The following is a 19,568-nucleotide window of genomic DNA, read 5'->3' as shown; positions in this document are numbered from 1 at the left end:
TCACTTCCCGGCGAGGTACTCGTCGACGAGGATCTTCTTCTGCACCTTGCCCATGGCGTTGCGCGGAAGTGCGTCGACGGTACGGATCTCGCGGGGACGCTTGTGGACCGAGAGGGTCTGCGCGACGAAGTCCGAGAGTTCGCTCGGATCACGGAGATCCCCGACGACGTAGGCGACGATCCGCTGTCCGAGATCGTCGTCCGGCACACCCACCACCGCCGCCTCCTGCACACCGGGGTGGTTCAGCAGCGCGTGCTCGACCTCGCCGGCACCGATCCGGTAGCCGCCGGACTTGATCATGTCGACCGATTCGCGGCCCACGATGCGGTGGAAGCCCTGGTCGTCGATCACGGCGATGTCGCCGGTGTTGAACCAGCCGTCCTCGGTCATCGACTCGGCGGTCTTCTCGGGATTGTTCAGGTAGCCGTCGAACAGGGTGGCGCCGGAAACCTCCAGCTGGCCGAGGGTTTCGCCGTCGTGTGCCACGAGGTTGCCGGCCTGGTCGCGCAGGCGGGTGGAGACCCCGGCGATCGGCAGTCCCACCCAGCCGGGCCGGCGCTCACCGTCGTGGCGGGTGCTGATCGTGATGATCGTTTCGCTCATCCCGTACCGCTCGATCGGCGCGGAGCCGGTGAGGGCGAGCATGCGCTCGAAGACCGGCACGGGCAGGGGTGCACTGCCCGACACGAGGAGGCGCGCGGACGACAGTGCGCGCGCGGAGGATTCGTCGGCGACGACCCGCGACCACACAGTGGGAACACCGAAGTAGAGCGAACCACCCGCTGCCGCATAGGCTTCGGGCTTCGGCCGCACGGTGTGCACGAGCGGCGAGCCCTGCCGGAGCGCACCGACGACGCCGAGGATGAGCCCGTGGACGTGGAACAGCGGAAGTCCGTGGACGAGAGTGTCGTCGGACGTCCAGTTCCACGCCTCGGCGAGGCCGTCGAGACCGGCCGCCACGGCGGACCGCGAGAGCACGACTCCCTTGGGGGCACCGGTGGTTCCGGAGGTGTACATGATCATCGCGGCGCTGCCCGGGTCCGCCTCGGCGTGCGAGGACGACGAACGCGCGCTCGCGTCGACCGGGATCGCGGGGAGAGTGACATCCTCGGGGGCAGTGCCGAGCCACACCTGCGCACCCGAGTCCTTCAGGATGTGGGCGCGCTCGGCCGAGCCGGAATCCGGCGGCACGGGCACCGCGGCCACACCGGCCATGAGGCATCCGGTCGTGGCGATCACCGTCTCGATACTCGCGGTGGCGTCGATGGCGACCCGCGAGGAACCGGCGACCTCGTCGGCCACCGCGGCGGCGGCCGCGATCAGTTCGGATCGGGTGAGCGAGACGTCTCCGACGCGGACGGCGCTGCGGTCGTCACCTGCTCCGGATTCGGTGAGCGAGGTCAGCAACGGCACGGGCGTGGTGGTGGTCATCGGTGGGTCCCTTCTCGACGTCCTGCCGGACGGTGTCGCGCAGCGCCTGGTCCACATTGTGGACCGCCGTGCTACGATGCGGTCCGGCTCAACCTATAACCCGTGACGCCTGCCGTCAACGATGCGCGAAAGGTTCCGATGAACAGCGTTCTCACCGCACTCCGCGTGTTCGAGGAGGTCGCGACCACGCAACCAGTCGGGCTCTCGGAGTTGAGCAAACGTCTCGACGTCCCCAAGAGCACCGTGCAGCGGTGCCTGAAGACTCTCGCCGAGGCCGGCTGGATACGCCCCTCGACGGCGAATGCCGGGCAGTGGGTCATCACCGGCCGCGCGTTCAGCCTGGGCAGCGCGATGTCGTCCGGCGACGACCTGCGCGAGGTCGCACTCCCCGAACTGAACCGCCTGCAGGCGGAGACGGGTGAGACGATCCATCTCGCCGTGCCGGACGGCAACGAACTGGTCCTGATCGAGCGACTCGACAGTGCCCATCAACTCCGCGCCTTCCTTGCGCTCGGCACGCGCCTGCCCCTGCATGCCGCGTCCACCGGCAAGGCCTATCTCGCGTCGCTGCCCGACGCGCGGATCGAGGACTTTCTCGCGACCGAACTTCCTTCGCTGACCGAGCACACCGTCACCGACCCGGTGGCGCTGCGCGAGGAGATCGCCGAGATCCGCGCCCGCGGGTACGCCGTGACCGAACAGGGGCTGCACGACGGCATCGCCGCCGTCGCCGTCGCGCTACGTGGGCGCGGCGGCACCGTGCGCGGTTGCTTCAGCATCTCGGGCCCGGCCTCGCGACTGACGCCCGACCTCTTCCCCGACTACGGCGCGAAGGCGCTGGCAGCGCGGGACGCGATCGAGCGTCGCCTACCCTGATCCGCTCCGACCAGGACCGGCGGGAACCCGCCACCTCTGGACATATCGTTTGTCGATAGGTATAACGATTATCGATGGTATCGGCAATCGATAAACCCCGCCGTCCGGCGAGTTCGGAGACGACCATGAATTCCACCCACGACACCGACCGCCCCCAGGGCCCGGGCGCCGAACCCGACACGCTCTCCCCCACCGAGACGTCGAAGAAGGACCGCACCGATCTGTGGGCGTCCCTCACCGTCTTCGCGCTGACGTCGCTGATCGTGCTCTTCACCTATGTCCGCGACCTCGCGAGCTCTCTCGGCGACGGCATCGTGACCGCGCGGGTCCGGTTCGACGACGCGGCAGCGGCGCCGGTGCTGTCCACCCCCAACGGCGTCGACCTCCAGACCACCTCGACGACGGTGATCGACGTTCCGACCGACACCCTCTCCCCCGTCAGCGTCGGCCTCATCCGCGCCGGGGAAGCGCTGCAGACCCTCGGCTATCTCGCAGCCCTGGCCCTGCTGAGCTGGATCGTCGTGCGATTCGTCCGGGGCCGACTGTTCGACCGGGGCGCCATCCGGCTCGTGTGGATCACCTCCATCGTGGCGATCGCGACCATCATCGTCCCGATGATCCCCCGCACGCTGGGCACCAACATGCTGATCCGTGACGTGGACATGAATTACGTCCTCTCGAACGCGCCTCTCGGACCGGAGTTCTGGTACGCCTACGTCTTCTGCATGGTGATCTCGGCCGTGGGCGTGGTGCTGCGGATCGGCAGCCGCATGGCGCGCGACAACGAAGGACTCGTCTGATGCCTCCGGAAACCGAGCATGCCGTCCGGTGTCATCTCGACGAGCTGCTGGCCGACCGGGGCATGACCCTCACCGAGTTGGCCGAGAAGGTCGGCGTCAGCGTGGTGAACCTGTCGGTACTCAAGAACGGACGCGCCCGCGCGATCCGCTTCTCGACCCTCACCGCCCTGTGCCGCGTACTGGATTGCTCTGTGGGCGAAATTCTTTCGGTCGACTGACCGAACCGAGAAACGGCGATGCCCGGAACCTCGTGGGTTCCGGACATCGCCGACGGTCCGGCCGGTGGCGCTCCGGCTGACGCACGGACCTGTTTCTTCTATTCCCCGATCGCGGGAAGAATGCGGGTGCGGACCTCACCGAAGCCGATGCGGGTCCCGTTCGGGCCGGGCGCGGTGGCCGAGATGGCGATCTCGTCGCCGTCCTCGATGAAGGTGCGCGTCTCGTCGCCGACCTGCACGGGTTCTGCTCCGCCCCAGGTGAGTTCGATGAAGGCGCCGCGTTGGTCCTTCTCCGGGCCCGAGATGGTGCCGGAACCGAACAGATCACCGGTGCGGGTCGCGGCACCGTTGACGGAGGTGTGGGCGAGCATCTGCGCCGGCGACCAGTACATCTGCGCGTACGGCGGGCGCGACACGACGTGCCCGTTCCACTCGACCTCGAGATCGATGTCCAGGCCCCACTTCTCGGTGCCCTTCAGGTACGGCAGCGGCTCCGGGTCCTGCACCGGGGTGTCGATGCGGGCGGCCTCGAGTGCGGCGAGCGGAACGACCCACGGCGAGATCGACGTCGCGAAGGACTTTCCGAGGTTCGGGCCCAGCGGCACGTACTCCCACGCCTGGATGTCGCGGGCCGACCAGTCGTTGAGGATGACGGCACCGAAGCAGTGGTCGGCGAACTCGTCGGGAGTGATCTGCGAACCCATCGGGGAGCCGACACCGACGATGAAGCCCATCTCGGCCTCGATGTCGAGGCGGATCGACGGCCCGAAGACCGGCGCAGCATCGTTGGGGCCCTTGCGCTGTCCGCACGGCCGCACGATGTCGACACCCGAGGTCACGACGGTGCTCGACCGGCCGTGGTAGCCGACGGGCAGGTGCTTCCAGTTCGGCATCAGCGGGTCGGGATTCTGCGGGCGGAACAACCGGCCGAGGTTCGACGCGTGGTTCTCCGACGCGTAGAAGTCGACGTAGTCGGCGACCTCGATGGGCAGGTGCATCGTCACGTCGGCGACGGCGAAGACGGCCTCGTCGGCGACATCACCGGCGACGAGTTCCTTGATCGCAGCGCGGACTTCGTCCCATCGGGTGCGGCCCTGGGCCATGAACGCGTTGAGCGACGGCTCGGCGAAGACGACGTCGTCCTCGAAGACACGGCTCAGGTCGAGGACCGAATCTCCGACGCGGACACCGACGCGGGGTTCACTGTCGGCCGTGGAGAAGATGCCGTACGGCAGGTTGTCGAGACCGAAGAGCGAGCCCTCCGGAATGGCGATGGTGGTCATGCGTTCGTTCCTTCGGTGATCGGGGAAACGGTCGAGGGCACCAGACCGAGGCCGAGCAGATCCTCGAGCGGTTCGGCGATGCTGCAGGTGCCGTACGACAGGAAACGGCGCCGGACCTCTGCGGCCCGGTCGTCGGACAGGGCGCCGAGGCGGGCGGAGAGCACTGCCCCGTCGCGTTCGGCGAGCACGGAGGCGACCTCGTCGGTGTCTGCTCCGGACAGCACCGCGTCCACCGCGGCCAGCAGGTTCACGAACCCGTGCTGCTCGAAGCCCGTCTTCGGGTCGGTGTTGCGCACCGCATGGTGCAGACCGGCGGTCGCCTTGAACGGCACACCCGTGGTGACGACCGTGCCGACCGCCGCGGCGAGTTCGGCTTCGTCGGGATATGCCTCGGCGACGATGCCGCCGGTGCGGAACTTGGCCGCGTAGGGCGTGCCGACCATGCGGGCGAGGATCTCAGGGCGACGCTCGTCGCGCGGAACCTCCACGAAGATATCGACATCCGGGCGGTCCGCGGAGATCTCGCCGAGTGCTGCGAACAGTTCGTCGACGGATTGTTCTGCGGGGACCGGGATCTCGAGTGCCACCACGGATACCGAGTCCATCGCGTCGACCTGCTCGAGTGCGGGCCGGACGGCTGCGGTGCCGGTCGGCGCGGTCAGGCTCAGGGCCAGCTCACCGGGATACGGGTGCTGCGCGAGGTGGTCTGCGAGTTCACCGAGGCGACCGGCCGGGAAGACGAACGCTCCGACGAGCGGTGCGTGCGCGGACGAGCGGTGCCCGGCGTGGGCGGGGACGGCCACGGGCAGCGGGGCGTTGCCCGGAGGGAACAGCGCAGCGTCGTCACACAGTCCGGTCAGGAGAGGTCCGAAAGTCACTTGGCCGCTCCTGCATTGCGGTTCCAGCTGCCGGCATAGGCGGCGTCCTCGCACGCGAGTGCACCCTCACCGAGTTCGAGCGGGCGGAAGGTGTCGACCATGACGGCGAGTTCGTCGAAGAACTCCACACCGATGCTGCGCTCGTAGGCACCCGGCTGCGGGCCGTGCGCGTGACCACCGGGGTGCACCGAGATCGAACCCTGGCCGATGCCCGATCCCTTGCGGGCCTCGTAATCGCCGCCGCAGTAGAACATGACCTCGTCGGAGTCGACGTTCGAGTGGTAGTACGGCACCGGCACGGCCAGCGGGTGGTAGTCCACCTTGCGGGGCACGAAGTTGCAGATGACGAAGTTGTTGCCCTCGAACGCCTGGTGCGCCGGCGGCGGCTGGTGGACGCGGCCGGTGATGGGCTCGTAGTCGTGGATCGAGAAGGTGTACGGGTACAGGCAGCCGTCCCAGCCGACCACGTCGAAGGGGTGGTGCGGCATCAGGTAGCGGGTGCCGACGACGCCGTGCGAGGTGCGGTGCTTGACGAGCACCTCGACGTTCTCCTCCTCGACCTGCATCAGTTCGGTCGGGCCGTGCAGGTCGCGCTCGCAGAACGGCGCGTGCTCGAGGAACTGCCCGAACTTCGACAGGTAGCGCTTCGGCGGCACGATGTGGCTGTTGGCCTCGATCGTGTAGGCGCGCAGCGGTGCGTCGCCCTTGGGCACCCAGCGGTGGGTGGTGGCCATCGGCAGCAGGACGTAGTCGCCGGCCTTCGCCTCGAGCGGACCGAAGACCGTCTCGACGGTGGCCTCACCGGACTCGACGTAGACCATTTCGTCGCCGACGACGTTGCGGTACAGCGGCGAGGGCTTGGACGACACGACGTACGAGATGCGGACGTCGGCGTTGCCCAGGACCAGACGACGACCCGTCACGACATCCGTCTCGGCCCAGATCGTCTCGGGGAACAGATCGTGCAGTTTCAGGTGCCGCGGCTTGAGCGGGTGGTTGGGCGTGGTGGTCTGATCGGGCAGCTTCCACTCGGTGGCGTCGACGATCGCCGACGGGATGTACCGGTGGTAGAGCAGCGCCGAGTCGGACGAGAAGCCCTCCTCGCCCATGAGCTCTTCGTAGTACAGGTTGCCGTTCTCGTCACGGTGCTGGGTGTGACGCTTCGGCGGGATGACGCCGAGCTGTCGGTAGAACGCCATGATCTGACTCCTCGCGGATCTCGGGCGTGCGCGGGAAGGCCGCTCGCCTGGAATTAGTAAACACATTAACTAACCGGAGGGCGTGAGCGCAACCACAGAGAGGTCACGAGGCTGTGTCAGTTGCGTCCGCGCACGTCGAACTGACTGCGGTTGGTGATCAGCTTGTTCAGGAGCATCACGAGAATCTGCTGCTCCGTGGGGGTGAGCACCTCCACCCAGGCCTCCTCGCGCTCGTTCTGGGCGCGGAAGCTGTCGCGGATCTCCTTCTCCCCCGCTTCGGTGAGCGACAACTGCACCGAACGCGCGTCGTGACTGACCGGCGTCTTCTCCAGGATCCCCGCTTCGACCAGCGGTTTCGCCAGATTCGACACGGCGGCGCGGCTCATCCCGGTGAGCCGCGCGGCGACGTTCGGCTCGATCGGGCCCGCGAGCCAGATGACGAACATGAGCCGGTAGGCCGACCACGACCGGCCGCGCGGACGGTGAACGGCGGCCTCGAGGTCGTAGGTGACGATGTCCGAGGCCCGGTTGAGCGTGAGCAGGACTTCGGTCGCGCTGCGGTGATGTTCGCCGAACTTGCTGTTCAGACGCTCCTGCGCGAGTTCGACGAAGGACCAGTAGTCGAGGTCGCGGGGTCCGGACATGCGGTCACAGTACCGCAGATCCGGGATAATTCATCCATTTACTATCTGGTGATCAGAAGAGCGGATACACGAAGTGCCCGACACCTCCGCCGGGTGCACTCGACCCCGTCACGTTGGGCAGGTTCGCGGGCAGACGCTGAAGCTTGTGTGGACGGCCTTCGAGGTCGGCCTGCCAGCAATCGGTCGTCACGCCGTGGAAGCCCTGACACACGATGCGGGTGTTCGTGCCGAAGGGCGAGGTCAGCCGCGGCTCGTTCACCAGCGGATTCCAATAGGCGAGTTCGTCCGGGGTGAGCCAGTTGGCGGGGTCCACATCCGACACGGAGATCGGACTGTTCGGCTGCTGGACCGGCCACTCGTCCTGCGCCGCCGCGATGCCGGCGCCGCCGAGGACGATGCCTCCTGTCACTGCGGCGACCGCTCCGGCCCGCAGTACCCGTCGAAATCCGTTCGCCATCGTTCCCCTCCGGCCGTGTCTCCGGGACCCGTGTCCCCTGGACATCGAAACACGGACCGGGCGGTCCGGATATGGGAATGCCGGAATTGTCGGCCCCCGACGGGTTCCGACAATTCCGGCTGCACCACAGGACTAGTCGGTGCGGAGTTCGATGCCCTTCGTCTCCTCGATGAAGAAGACCGCACCGAGGGTGAGCAGCGCACAGAACACGAAGTACCCGGCCGGTGCCAGCGAGTTCCCCGTGACGTCGATCAGCCACGTCGCGATGAACGGTGCGGTGCCACCGAGGCACATGTTCGTCACGTTGTTCCCGAGAGCGATACCGCTGTATCGCACGGACGCCTTGAGCATCTCGACATAGGTGACGAAGGAGGCGCCGTTGACCACCGACACGCAGATGAACAGCACGGACTGGCCGACGACGGCCTGCCAGACGGTGCCGCCGGACATCAGCATGAACATCGGAACACCGACGATCGCGGATGCGGCACTACCGGCGAACAGCACCGGCTTGCGCCCGTACTTGTCGGCGAGATAACCGGCGATGGGCAGCGTGATCACACCGAGTACGAGAGCGAGACAGGTCGACAGGAACGCGACGGAGGACGACAGCCCACCCGTGGTCTGCAGATAAGTTGCGGCATACACGGAGGCGATGTAGTAGCCACCGATGATGAGCGCACCGAGCAGGATGATCTTGACGACGCTTCCGCCCGATGTCTTCAGCAGCTCGGCGATGGGCAGCTTCTTCGTCTCACCCTTGTCGGCGAGTTCCTCGAACTGCGGGGTGTCCTCGAGGTGGTTACGGATCCAGACGCCGATCACGCCGATGACCACGCTGAGCAGGAACGGAACACGCCATGCCCATTCGAGGATCTGCTCCTCCGAGAAGGTGGACGTGATGCCGAGCGCCACGAGAGACGCCACCAACGACCCCAGGTAGGTACCCGAGTTGACCATGGACGTCTGCGTCGCGCGCCAGCGTGCCGGTGCGGATTCGGAGACGAATGCGTTCGCGCCGCCGAGTTCACCGCCGGCCGCGAAGCCCTGAAGGCAGCGGGCGAGCACGAGCAGAACCGTCGCCCACACACCGAGAGTTGCGTAGGTGGGCATCAGACCCATGGCCGCGGTCGCCACGACCATGAGCAGAATCGTCCACGACAGTGCGTTCTTCCGGCCGTACTTGTCACCGATGTGCCCGAAGAAGATGCCGCCGGGCACCCGGAGGAAGAACGCCACGGCGAAGGCAGCGAACGTACCGAGCAGAGCAGCTGTCTCGTCTTCGGAGACGAAGAACAGGGTGGCGACCATCGTCGCCATGTAGCCGTAGATACCGAAGTCGTAGTACTCGACGATGGTGCCCACGACGGCAGCACGAATGACCTTCGTCGTCGACTGCTTCGGCTGCGGAGTGCCGACCTGGGGTGGACTCACTGCGGGGGATGCCGCGTCCGATCCGAGCATGTTCGTGTCCTTTTCGAATGTGAGGGGAGGAGGCGCTACACGCCGGCAACGCCGAGTGCGGTGCGTGGAGCGGCGCCGGATGCAGCCGACCGGGCCGCGTTGAGGCCGGCGATGCGGCCCATGGTCAATGCGTTGGCGACGGCGTTGCCGCCGCCCACATAGCGGAGGCCGAGGATGCCGGCGCCTGCTTCTCCGGCCGCGTACAAGCCGGGTACGACGTTCCCGATGGTGTCGAGAACTTCCGCATTCGGGGTGATCTCGAGCCCGGCGTGGGTGCAGACCAGTTCGGCGGGCAGCATACGTGCCGCGTAGAACGGTCCCTCCGCGATGGGGTCGGGGTTCGAGGTCGATCCCTTGTTGGCGAGGGTGCGATGCCGCAGGAACTCGGGATCGATCCCATTGGGCAGCTGGGTGTTCCAACGATCGATCGTGGTGACCAACGCATCGACCGGTACGCCGATGAGGTCGGCGAGTTCGGGGAGGCTGTCGGCACGCAGGGTACGACCGGCGTCGGCTTCCTCTGCGATCCGGTCGGCGTCCCAGTCGGTGTAACCGCCGGGCAGCCCGGTGCGTGCCTTCTCGTCGAAGATCGCCCACACCGGCCCGTCCTGACGATCCATGAGACCACCGGAGACCGCGTACGAGGCGTCCTCGTCCATGAACCGCCGACCGGACTTGTTCACATACACCCGCGACTTGGGCGGGAAGCCTGCCTGCCAGTGGTGGTAACGCTGGAAGTAGGCGGTGGGCATGGTCAGCCCCCAGTCCTTGCCGGCGATCGCCGAGTCGACCTGTTCGCCGAAGCGGAAGTGGTCGCCACGGCTACCCGGGGCGGCGACGACGAAGAGCGACTCGCCGGCTCCGAGCGGATACGGGTAGTACTGCTCGAGCAGGTCGCGGTTCTGCGCGAAGCCACCGGAGGCGACCACGACGGCGTGGGCACGGACCTCGATGTCGTCGGCGACGACACCGACCACACGTCCGTCCTCGACGAGCAGCCGCTGGACCCGGGTGCCGAGCACGGCTTCCACACCGTGTGCGCGACGTGCACGGTCGAGGGTCTGCACGAGTCCGTAACCCTGGTCCTTCGGCACGTGCCCGCGCCACACGTCTTCGACGCCGGCCTGGCACAGACCGGGCATGTGCGCGTTCGACGATTCCCGGGCGGGGATCTCCACACCGAGACCGATCAGCCACTCGAGGGTGGGGCCCGCATTCTCGCAGAACGCACGGACCAACCCGGGTGTGAGGACCCAGTGGTTCAGATCCATGTAGTGCTGGAAGAACTTCTCGGCTGAGTCCTCGATACCGAGACCGCGCTGCACACTGGTGCCTGCCGCAGTGAACAGTCCCGCGGAGAGTTGCGTCGACCCACCCAGTTCGGTTTCGGATTCGAACAGCAGGACGCTCGCGCCGGATTCGGCAGCGGACACTGCGGCCGCGAGACCGGCACCGCCACCACCGATCACCACGACGTCGATGATGTCGTCATTCATGAGAGTTGATCTCCCGTCTCCGCGATGATGCGGTGATAGAGGCCGTTGGACGTCATGCCGCCGTCGACGGTCACTTCGCTGCCGGTCATGTAGCTCGAACGATCCGACAGCAGGAAGAGCACAGCGTCGGTGATCTCGTCGACGGTGGCCATCCGGCCGGCCGGAACGCTGTTCAATGCGGCACCGACGAACGCGTCGGCGCCGCCGAGCAGGGCCGTGCCCACGAGGCCGGGGTGAACCGAATTGACCCGGATACCCCAGCGCGCGAAGTTCCCCGCCGCCGACTTGGACAGGCCCCGCAGGCCCCACTTGCTCGACGAATAGGCCGGAGAGAAGTAGCCGATCTGCCCCGAGATCGACGAGATGTTGACGATCGAGCCGCCACCGCTGTCGCGCATGAGCGGAGCCACCGCCTTCATCCCGTAGAACGGGCCGAACAGGTTGATCCGCATGGTCTTCTCCCAGACGTCGTCCGGGGTGTCCATGAATTCGAGACGTCGGGAGATGCCGGCGTTGTTGACGAGTCCGCCGAGTTCACCTCGCTGGGAGCGGATCTCGTCGACGACTCGCTCCCATGCCGCGGCGTCGGACACGTCGAGCGTATGCGCCGATGCGGAACCACCGGCCGCCTCGATCTGTTCGACGACCTCGGACGGGTCGTGGATATCCGCAAGGCACACATGCGTTCCCCGCGCAGCAAGCGCACGGGCATGATTGGCGCCCATTCCCCCGGCCGCGCCCGTGACGAGCACGACCCAGGGGTACGACACGGATTCGACGACGCTGTCAGACATGACGCGATCCACCGTCGACGGCGATCGAATGTCCGGTGACGTAGCGGGCGCTGTCGGAGAGCAGGAACAGCAACGGTCCGAAGACCTCCTCGGGGGCACCGAGCCGGTGCAGCGGGACGACGTCGAGCGCGTGCTTCAGTGCGGCCGGGTCCTCCTGGACCCACCGGGTCATCTCGGTATCGATATAACCCGGAGCGATCGAGTTGACACGGATTCCCTTGTCGCCGAACTCGACTGCCAGCGATTCGGTCAGATGGGCGACGGCGGCCTTGGAGGCGCAGTATGCACCGCGGCCCTTGCGCACACGCAGCGCCGAGACCGACGACATGTTCACGATCGCGCTACCGGGCTCCATGTGCCGCGCCGCGGCCTGCGAACCGAAGAGCACGCCTTCGACGTTGACGTCCAGGGTCGCCGCGATCTGGTCCTTCGAGATCTCCTCGGCGAGGGCGAACGGGAAGATGCCGGCGTTGTTGATCCAGAAGTCGATGCGACCGAACTCCTGCAGCGCGACCTGCGCGAGCGCCTCGTGCTCCGCCGGATCGGTCACGTCGACACGTGCTCCGATCACCGTGCCGGGCGTCTCGACGAGGGCTTCGACGGCGAGATCGGTGTTGATCTGCTCCGCGGTCTCCTTCATCTGCACGTCGTTGATGTCGCCGCCGACCACGTGCACGCCGCGCGTGGCCAGACCGCGCGCGAACTGGGCACCCATTCCGCGGGCCGCGCCGGTGACGACGGCAACCTTGCCGGCCATCTCCGGGTAGAGGGCGACGATCTGGGTGGTGACGGTACGGCCCGGGTTCTGGGCGTCAACGGTCATGGGTGATTCCTCCGAAAATGTGGAACGAATAGGAAAGAGATGCGACGGTCAGCTGTCGTCGCGGGAGACGACGCGGCGGGCTATGCGCCATTCGCCGCCGGTGCGCACGACGCGGTCGTCGATGGTGGTGAACCGGACGAGCCTGGATCCGCCGCCACGAACGGTGGCCACGATCTGCAGATAGGCCCGCACACGAAGGGTGTCGTCGTCGACGCGGTAGACGGCCAGATTCGTGACGACGTGCCGATGCACTTCCCCTGCAGCCTGCGCGCCGGCGTGGAAACGCTCGGCGAAAGCCGCGAGGTCGTCGGTTCCTGCCACGGGGGCGGGGTAGCTGGGCGAGCAGAACTCGCCGTCGGCGGTGAACGTCTCGGCCCACTCGCGCGCAGAGCCCTCGTCGATGAGGTGGCTCTGCCGGCCGTAGAGCTGGTGGATGTGGGCGAGAACCGCCGCGTCCACGTAGTCGGTCCGTGTCATGTCGTACGAAAACCATCCGTCGTGTGTGCGATAATCGCACTCAGTGTGCGATTAACGGAAATGCTAGGTGTTACAGTTCACAGACGTCAAGGGAGGTAACGGGGGTCATGACACAAATGCGGGATGTACCTGCACAAACGGGGGATCTGAATCTGCCGCGGATCGAGCCGGATGCCGGCATGTCCAAGACGCTCCACAACGGTCTCGAGATCCTGGAACTGCTCGCGCGGAACCCTCACGGCCTGTCGGTCAGCGAGATCGCCGAGAGCCTCGACGTACACCGCACGGTCGCCCACCGACTCGTCCGGACACTCGAGGCGCACCGACTGTGCCGCCGCGACGACCACAAGCGCATCTCACTGGGCACCGGCCTGGTGACACTCGCCGAATCCGTCGAGCAGGACCTACGGACTCTGGCCCGCCCCATCCTCGAGGACCTCGCCGACAGCGTCGAGGCCACCGCCCACCTCGTCGTCCGCGAATCCGACACCATGGTGCGCGCGATCATGGTGATCGAACCCCGGCGATCCGATGTCCACATCGCCTTCCGCCCGGGCCAGGTCCATCCGCTGGATCGAGGCTCGGCCGGTCTGGCAATCCTCGGATCCATGCCGCCACGCCCCGACGAGCGCCCGGAAGTGACCCGAGCGCGGCAGACAGGCTATGCAGTCTCTACCGGCGAGGTCGTATCGACCACTATCGGAATCTCGGCAGCAGTGCCGACGCGTCCCGGGGGTACACAGGCGGCGATAGGTGTCTCGGTCTTCGACGCCACCGATGAAGCCCACCTTGCGGCAGCCGTGGTCTCTGCGGCGTCGGCTCTCGGCGAGTTGCTCCGGTGACCGATGTCGGAATGAGCAGGGTCGGAGTGACAGATCACGTAGCCCGACTTCGCGTGCATTCGAGCACTCGACACCTCCGACAGCACACACCTGTGTGCACAATCGACAGGTGAGTTCAACCCAGTCGACCACCGATCCGCACCACGGCACCCTGCGCAGCCCCCGCTTCTGGCTCGCGCCCTTCGCTGTCGTCGCAGCGATGATGAGTGCCCTGGCCTACTTCTATCTCGGCGCACTCCTCGATCCGAGCGAGAACCTGAGACAGTTCCCGATGGCCATCGTCAATCAGGACGTCGGCGATGTGCTGCCCGGATCGGACGAGCGACAGAACTTCGGCGACCAGATCACCGAGGGCATCCTCGACGGCATCGATCCCGAGGAGATCGACCTGCAACGGATGGGGATCTCGGCCGCCAACCAGGGTCTCGACGACGGCAGCCTGTACGGCGCGATCGTCATCCCGAGCGACTTCACCAAACGCATCTCGATCCTCGCGCAGGCCTCGGTGGTTCCCGGCGACATCGAGAAACCGATCATCACCCTGTACACGAATCCCCGGACGGGTGCGTTCGCGACAGGCATCGTCACGACGATCGGTGACCGCGCACTGACCCAGGTGAACGACACGGTCGGCCAGCAGCTGACCGAGACCGTCACCGCGACGCTCGCCGAGTCGGCACCCGACCTGCAACTGTCCGGAGCGAGCAGCCTCGTCCTGGCCCAACCGATCGATGCGCTCACCGTCGAGCACAAACCGCTGCCCGACGGGACGGGCGCGGGCCTGTCCGCCTTCTTCTACACCCTGCTGCTGATCCTGGCCGGCTTCACCGGCGCCACGATCATCAACGCCGTCGTCGACAGCGCGCTCGGTTTCGTGCCCACCGAATACGGCCCCCTCTACATCGCGCGGGAGACCACCCGGATGTCGCGCCTGCAGGTGCTGGCACTCAAGTGGGGCATCACCGTGGTCATGTCGTTGATCGTCTCGGCGTTGTATCTGTGGATCTCCACCGCACTCGGCATGCCGGCGCCACGCGCGTTGCTGCTGTGGGAGTACGGGGCACTCGCGATCTCGGCGGTGGGTATCACGTCGCTCGCGGTGATGTCGATCTTCGGTGCGGCGGGTCTGCTGGTGAACCTGATCGTGTTCATCGTGCTCGGTCTGCCGTCGTCCGGTGGCACCATCCCGATCGAGGCCACCCCGCGGATGTTCGAATGGTTGTCGACCTTCGAGCCGATGCACCAGATCTATCTCGCGGTGCGGTCCATCCTCTACTTCGACGGACGACCCGACGCCGGGCTCGGCCACGGCGTGACGATGACGATCGTCGGCCTCGTGTTCGGTCTCGTCGTCGGCGCCCTGGTGACGTGGATCTACGACCGCGTCGGTTTCCACCGGGCCGCGGACGCACCCGTGCGTCTGCCCTGGCGGCCGTCGCGACAGCACGATCGGGATTCGGCGGTCGCGGCCGATACGGTTCGCTCGGACGACAGCGTGGGCGCCGGTGAGGACGCCGGTGAGGACGATCGTGACGATAGGGGCGAATCCTCCGGCAGCTCCGAGCATGCGGGCGAAAGCGACGGGCCCACGAACGAAATGGGGGGCCCCGCCGCGCGTCGGGGGTAGCGGCGGAGTCCCTCCACTACCACGGTAGTGGCGGTTCTCGCGGGGATCGCTCTCGATACGGGTGAATTCGAGGGTGAATCGGAGGGTCACCGCGCGTCGGGGTCTGTCGCCGTGATGGAGCACACTGTATGGGTGCGCACGGTCGTCGTTCCTCATCCTGCGGACGGCCGGGGCCGTCGCGGTGCAAGCATCGTCGAGGTCGACGCATTCGGTGCGCCGCTCAGCTCGGTGCGGGAGTACCCCGGATTCGCGGATGCAGTCGCTGCGATCGAAGCCGAATCGCGACCGCGCTGGGTGTGGACCTCGACGGCATCGGTCTATCCCGAGCTGCTCCGCGCCGATGTTCGGGTGCAGCGATGCCACGATCTCGCCACCACCGGCGCCATCCTTGCCGTACGCGAGGGCCTACCCCCGCCCACTGCGGAGGAGCCGGTCGACGAGCGGCCCGGCCTCTTCGATGCGGCTCCCGCGATCGACGTCGAGGCGGTGGTCGAGCAGTTCGCCGAGCAACGTCGCCGCATCTCCGGCGACGCCCGCCTCGAGTTGCTCACCGCCGCCGAATCGGCCGGCACTCTCGCAGCGGCCGAGATGGGTTTCGACGGGTTGCCGTTCTCGGCGCAAGCGCATCGTCGCCTCCTCGAGGACACCCTCGGGCCGCGCCCGACCGGCTACGACCTGCCGAGCCGTATCGCCGAAGTGGTCGAGGAGGTCAGCGCGGTCTTCGGCCGCCCCGTGAATCCCGCCTCCCACAGCGAGGTGCTCGAGGCGTTCCGTCGCGAGGGCATCACCGTCGAGTCGACCCGCAAGCATGTGCTGCAGCGGATCGACCATCCCGCGGTGCCTCTGTTGCTGCGGCACCGCGAGCTGTCGAAGTTGTACAGCACGAACGGCTGGCACTGGCTCGACACCTGGGTCCGCGACGACCGGTTCCGTCCGGTCTATGTTCCCGGCGCGGTCGTATCGGGCCGGTGGGCGAGTCGCGGCGGTGGCGCTCTGCAGATCCCCAAGGCGCTGCGGTCGAGTGTGATCGCCGATCCGGGCCGGTCGTTCGTCGTCGCCGACGCGGGCCAGCTCGAACCGCGCATCCTGGCGGCGATGTCGGGCGATCGGCGCATGGTCGCGGCTGCCGGTTCGGACGATCTGTACGCCCCGGTCGCCGCGGCGTCCTTCGGCGGCGACCGCGCGAAGGCGAAGGTCGCGGTGCTCGGTGTTCTGTACGGCGCCACGTCGGGCGACGCGCGTGCCCTGCTGACGGTGCTGCGTCGCAGCTTCCCGACCGCCGTCGACTTCGTCGAACGTGCCGCCCGTGCGGGTGAACGTGGCGAGGTGGTGCATTCGTGGCTCGGCCGTGCGTGCCCACCCGCTCCGGAAGGCTTCCACTCCCACGGTGATGCGCATGCGCGGGGCCGGTTCACGCGGAACTTCGTCGTGCAGGCCACCGCGGCCGAGTGGGCGCTGTGCGTGCTTGCGGAACTGCGACGGCGGCTGACCACCGATCCCGACCCGACGGCCGGCGATCTCGTGTTCTTCCAGCACGACGAGGTGGTGGTGCACACCGGCAACCCGGAACTCGCGTCGTCGCACATCACGGCGTCGGTCGAGGTGGCGACGCGCCTGATGTTCGGCGACACGCAGGTTCGTTTCCCGATGGACACCGCCGTGCGCAGCGTCTACGCCGAGGATGCGGGCGGCGAGTAGGTGGCGTGTGTCCACAGATGCATGACGGCGTAGGCCCGCCACGGCCGCCATTGTTCGGCGCGCTCGGCGGCTTCGCGCGCACTCTCCACCTGCAGGGCTCGTCGGAGAACGAGGTCGCCGGACGGATACGCGTCGCGGTCGCCGAGTCGTAGAGCGAGATAGTCGACGGTCCACGGTCCGATCCCGCGAAGCGCGAGAAGGTCTGCCGCGAACGACAGATGCTCCGGCGCCACCCCGTCGGCTGCGACCCGGGCCAGTTCGGCGACGGTGCGGGCGCGCGACTGCGTCGTGCCGATGACGGCACGCAGCTCGCTCTGCTCGACCGTCGCGAGTCGGTGCGGCGTAGGGAAGCATCGCAACCCACCGGGTGCACCGTCGCCGAAGGCTGCGACGAGTCGTCCTGCGAATGTGCATGCCGCAGCGACGCTCACCTGCTGCCCGAGCACTGTCGACACGGCGGTGGCGAACCAGTCGGTGGTGCCGAGCACGCGCAGACCGGGGTGGGTCTGCACAAGAGGCCCGAGCACGGGATCGGGCTCGAATGCCGCATCCACGACGGACGGGTCGACGCCGAGATCGAGCCACTTCCGGACCCTCTCTTCGATCTCCTCGACATCCGCACGACCTGCGGTCTCGACGTGAACCTCGAGATGTCGCACGTCCCCGCCTCTCCCGCCGTCGGGTGTCGCCGGGTCGTCGAAGCGGACAGCGACGTGCGCGACTCCGCCGGTCATGCGGATCGCGCGGTGATGAGTGCCGGTGGCGCTGTCATGGTGTTCGTAGCCGGGGACGGTGTGGCTTCGCAGCGACGCGAGCATCGGCCCCACCGCAACGGGTTCGGCCACCGGGATCCGGAGGGTGGTGATCATGCCACCGACTCGAGTTGCAGCAGCGCTCTCTTCGCCTCGACTCCCCCGACGTACTGCCCCATGCTGCCGTCGCTGCGCACCACCCGATGGCACGGCACCACCACAGGCAGCGGGTTCTTCGCGCACGCCGTACCGACAGCCCGCACCGCCCGCGGACTCCCGGCCGCGGCCGCGATCTCGGCATAGCTCGCCGTGCGCCCGTATTCGATCTCGGGCAGGCGCGTGATCACCTCACGGCGGAACCCGTCGGCGAGACGCAGATCGAGCGGAACGTCGAAATGTGTCCTCGTACCGGCGAAGTACTCGTCGAGCTGCCGGACCACCGGGTCGAGCCGACGCGGCGCGTCGAGCACGCGCGGGCTGATCCGGCGGGAGAGTTCGTCGAGCACGGCGTCGGATCCGTCGGCGACGTAGGCGACCCGCACGAGTCCGACGGTGGTGGTGGCCAGCAGGAGCGGACCGACGGGGGTGTCGACGACGCGGAACGCGACATCGAGCAACCCGGCCGCTTCGGCGTCGAGTACGAGCTTCTCCCGCAACCACGCGAGATCGGCCGATCCGACCGAGGGTTGTGGAAAGTTCATGAGCGACATCCTGTTCCGTGTTCGATCCGACGACGCAACGCAGCCCGACCGTCGGCCGCTGCGCGACGTGCCGCGGCCGGACTGTTGCCGAGGATCGTGCCGATCTCCGCGTAGGGCAAGCCCCCGACGTAGTGGTAGACCAGCGCCGCGCGCTGCGTGAAGGGAAGCTCGGCGACCGCGCTCCACAGTTCGTCGTCGCCCTCACCGGGGTTTCCCGTGGCCGACGCGGGTTCGGGGAGGTTCTCAGTGGGGACCGGCGTCCGCCCGCGCACCCGGTGGATGTCGACGGCCTTGCGGTGCGCGATGGTCACGAGCCACGCTTCGACGTTGCTGCCCGGAGGCAGATCGGGATAGGCGCGCAACGCCGCGAGGAAGGTCTCGGACCAGGCGTCGTCGGCGTCGACCGGTCCGAGCAGTGCGCGGCAGACCCGGAGGACCGTCGCGCCGTGGCGGGTGACCACCTCCTCGAAAGGAGGCAGGCTCGCCCGCGGTAGGTGATCAGGCAGGGACATGGGTATCGCCGGCGACATCGGGCTCGGCGGAACTCAGCACCCGTGCCTCCTGGTCGAGCAGGAAGCGTTTGCGCTCGAGACCACCGGCGTAACCGGTGAGCTTGCCGCTGCTACCGATGACGCGATGGCACGGCACGATGATGCAGAGCGGGTTGCGGGCATTGGCCGCAGCGACCGCCCGTACCGCAGTGGGTCGGCCGAGGGCGAGAGCGATCTCCGAGTAGGTGCGCGTGGTGCCGTACTCGATCGTCGTCAGCGCCTCCCACACCTCGCGTTGGAACGGGGTCCCGACGGGAGCGATGGGGACGGTGAACCGGGTACGGCGACCCGCGAAGTACTCGTCGAACTGGGTGATCGCCTCGTCGAACCCCTCGGTGACCTGCTCGCCGAAACCGGTGCGGTCGGGCGCGGGGTGATGCTCGGCCATGTACACGCCGCTCAGGACGCCGTCGGTGTTCACCAACGTCAGCTCGCCGATCGGTGTGTCGATGACGGTGTGGGTGCGCAATGCGGTCACGGCCTCGATCCTTCCATCCGGTGTGTGCTCTGTACCGGGTAGACGAACGGGACGCCGAAAATGTGAGGTCCGTGATCAC

Annotated in this window: 21 protein-coding genes; 6 read left to right on the top strand and 15 right to left on the bottom strand. The window is 67.4% G+C overall.

Annotated elements, in window-relative coordinates; translation table 11 throughout:
- Entirely contained in the window at window positions 1–1,431 is a 1,431-nt protein-coding gene (locus B9C99_RS17020) for an acyl-CoA synthetase (protein WP_088898663.1), read from the bottom strand.
- Between the two features lie 138 nt (window positions 1,432–1,569).
- Here B9C99_RS17020 and B9C99_RS17015 point away from each other — a divergent pair, with 138 nt between their 5' ends.
- The 3 genes from B9C99_RS17015 to B9C99_RS17005 all read left to right on the top strand — a co-directional run bounded on the left by B9C99_RS17015 (window position 1,570) and on the right by B9C99_RS17005 (window position 3,325).
- Window positions 1,570–2,307: an IclR family transcriptional regulator gene (locus B9C99_RS17015; protein ID WP_085470098.1), complete on the top strand. Its 738-nt coding sequence runs from the start codon at window positions 1,570–1,572 to the stop codon at window positions 2,305–2,307.
- 125 nt (window positions 2,308–2,432) lie between these two features.
- The gene (locus tag B9C99_RS17010; protein WP_088898662.1) at window positions 2,433–3,107 is read left to right on the top strand and encodes a hypothetical protein; all 675 of its coding nucleotides are present in this window, start codon (window positions 2,433–2,435) and stop codon (window positions 3,105–3,107) included.
- Window positions 3,107–3,325 carry a helix-turn-helix transcriptional regulator gene (locus tag B9C99_RS17005; RefSeq protein WP_253250105.1) on the top strand — a complete coding sequence of 73 codons (219 nt, stop codon included), beginning with the start codon at window positions 3,107–3,109 and terminating at the stop codon, window positions 3,323–3,325. The genes B9C99_RS17010 and B9C99_RS17005 overlap by 1 nt, the downstream gene beginning before the upstream one ends.
- Before the next feature lie 98 nt (window positions 3,326–3,423).
- Here the strand turns inward: B9C99_RS17005 and fahA are convergent, their stop codons facing one another.
- From fahA to B9C99_RS16955, 10 genes are all read right to left on the bottom strand, one after another.
- Window positions 3,424–4,608 (bottom strand): fumarylacetoacetase, encoded by a 1,185-nt coding sequence (gene fahA / locus B9C99_RS17000; RefSeq protein ID WP_016692509.1) that lies wholly within the window; start codon window positions 4,606–4,608, stop codon window positions 3,424–3,426.
- Window positions 4,605–5,486, bottom strand: a complete 882-nt coding sequence (locus B9C99_RS16995) for a hypothetical protein (RefSeq protein ID WP_088898660.1) — start codon at window positions 5,484–5,486, stop codon at window positions 4,605–4,607. The genes fahA and B9C99_RS16995 overlap by 4 nt, the downstream gene beginning before the upstream one ends.
- Window positions 5,483–6,685 carry a homogentisate 1,2-dioxygenase gene (locus tag B9C99_RS16990; protein WP_016692511.1) on the bottom strand — a complete coding sequence of 401 codons (1,203 nt, stop codon included), beginning with the start codon at window positions 6,683–6,685 and terminating at the stop codon, window positions 5,483–5,485. Before B9C99_RS16990 ends, B9C99_RS16995 begins: the two co-directional genes overlap by 4 nt.
- A gap of 116 nt (window positions 6,686–6,801) precedes the next feature.
- On the bottom strand, window positions 6,802–7,329 hold the full coding sequence (locus B9C99_RS16985) for a MarR family winged helix-turn-helix transcriptional regulator (protein WP_016692512.1): 528 nt from the start codon (window positions 7,327–7,329) through the stop codon (window positions 6,802–6,804).
- A gap of 52 nt (window positions 7,330–7,381) precedes the next feature.
- Complete coding sequence (locus tag B9C99_RS16980) at window positions 7,382–7,786, bottom strand: hypothetical protein (protein WP_088898659.1); 405 nt, start codon at window positions 7,784–7,786, stop codon at window positions 7,382–7,384.
- 132 nt (window positions 7,787–7,918) lie between these two features.
- Entirely contained in the window at window positions 7,919–9,250 is a 1,332-nt protein-coding gene (locus B9C99_RS16975; RefSeq protein WP_088898658.1) for an MFS transporter, read from the bottom strand.
- Window positions 9,251–9,285: 35 nt separating this feature from the next.
- Complete coding sequence (locus B9C99_RS16970) at window positions 9,286–10,746, bottom strand: FAD-dependent oxidoreductase (protein ID WP_088898657.1); 1,461 nt, start codon at window positions 10,744–10,746, stop codon at window positions 9,286–9,288.
- Entirely contained in the window at window positions 10,743–11,540 is a 798-nt protein-coding gene (locus tag B9C99_RS16965) for an SDR family NAD(P)-dependent oxidoreductase (RefSeq protein WP_088898707.1), read from the bottom strand. Before B9C99_RS16965 ends, B9C99_RS16970 begins: the two co-directional genes overlap by 4 nt.
- Entirely contained in the window at window positions 11,533–12,363 is an 831-nt protein-coding gene (locus B9C99_RS16960) for an SDR family NAD(P)-dependent oxidoreductase (RefSeq protein ID WP_088898656.1), read from the bottom strand. Before B9C99_RS16960 ends, B9C99_RS16965 begins: the two co-directional genes overlap by 8 nt.
- 48 nt (window positions 12,364–12,411) lie before the next feature.
- Window positions 12,412–12,840, bottom strand: coding sequence for a nuclear transport factor 2 family protein (locus B9C99_RS16955; protein ID WP_016692518.1), 429 nt, complete (start codon window positions 12,838–12,840; stop codon window positions 12,412–12,414).
- A 179-nt stretch (window positions 12,841–13,019) separates the two neighbouring features.
- Here B9C99_RS16955 and B9C99_RS16950 point away from each other — a divergent pair, with 179 nt between their 5' ends.
- From B9C99_RS16950 to B9C99_RS16940, 3 genes are all read left to right on the top strand, one after another.
- Window positions 13,020–13,682, top strand: a complete 663-nt coding sequence (locus B9C99_RS16950) for an IclR family transcriptional regulator (protein WP_172414985.1) — start codon at window positions 13,020–13,022, stop codon at window positions 13,680–13,682.
- Between the two features lie 109 nt (window positions 13,683–13,791).
- The gene (locus B9C99_RS16945; protein ID WP_088898655.1) at window positions 13,792–15,309 is read left to right on the top strand and encodes a YhgE/Pip domain-containing protein; all 1,518 of its coding nucleotides are present in this window, start codon (window positions 13,792–13,794) and stop codon (window positions 15,307–15,309) included.
- 27 nt (window positions 15,310–15,336) lie between these two features.
- A complete protein-coding gene (locus B9C99_RS16940; protein ID WP_088898654.1) occupies window positions 15,337–17,007 on the top strand; it encodes a bifunctional 3'-5' exonuclease/DNA polymerase in 1,671 nt (556 codons plus the stop codon).
- Here the strand turns inward: B9C99_RS16940 and B9C99_RS16935 are convergent.
- The 4 genes from B9C99_RS16935 to B9C99_RS16920 are packed head-to-tail and all read right to left on the bottom strand — an operon-like array spanning window position 16,980 to window position 19,489.
- A complete protein-coding gene (locus B9C99_RS16935) occupies window positions 16,980–17,876 on the bottom strand; it encodes an AlkA N-terminal domain-containing protein (RefSeq protein ID WP_088898653.1) in 897 nt (298 codons plus the stop codon). The two genes, B9C99_RS16940 and B9C99_RS16935, sit on opposite strands and share 28 nt — an antisense overlap.
- Window positions 17,873–18,469 (bottom strand): methylated-DNA--[protein]-cysteine S-methyltransferase, encoded by a 597-nt coding sequence (locus B9C99_RS16930; RefSeq protein WP_016692523.1) that lies wholly within the window; start codon window positions 18,467–18,469, stop codon window positions 17,873–17,875. Before B9C99_RS16930 ends, B9C99_RS16935 begins: the two co-directional genes overlap by 4 nt.
- Window positions 18,457–18,972, bottom strand: coding sequence for an RNA polymerase sigma factor (locus tag B9C99_RS16925; protein WP_172414983.1), 516 nt, complete (start codon window positions 18,970–18,972; stop codon window positions 18,457–18,459). The genes B9C99_RS16930 and B9C99_RS16925 overlap by 13 nt, the downstream gene beginning before the upstream one ends.
- Window positions 18,959–19,489, bottom strand: a complete 531-nt coding sequence (locus B9C99_RS16920) for a methylated-DNA--[protein]-cysteine S-methyltransferase (RefSeq protein ID WP_088898651.1) — start codon at window positions 19,487–19,489, stop codon at window positions 18,959–18,961. The genes B9C99_RS16925 and B9C99_RS16920 overlap by 14 nt, the downstream gene beginning before the upstream one ends.
- Window positions 19,490–19,568 lie beyond the last annotated feature (79 nt).

This window comes from Rhodococcus sp. BUPNP1, assembly GCF_002215235.1.
Classification (GTDB): Bacteria; Actinomycetota; Actinomycetes; order Mycobacteriales; family Mycobacteriaceae; genus Rhodococcus.
Note: the sequence above shows the minus strand (reverse complement) of the source record. Positions and strands in the feature narration are given on the sequence as shown.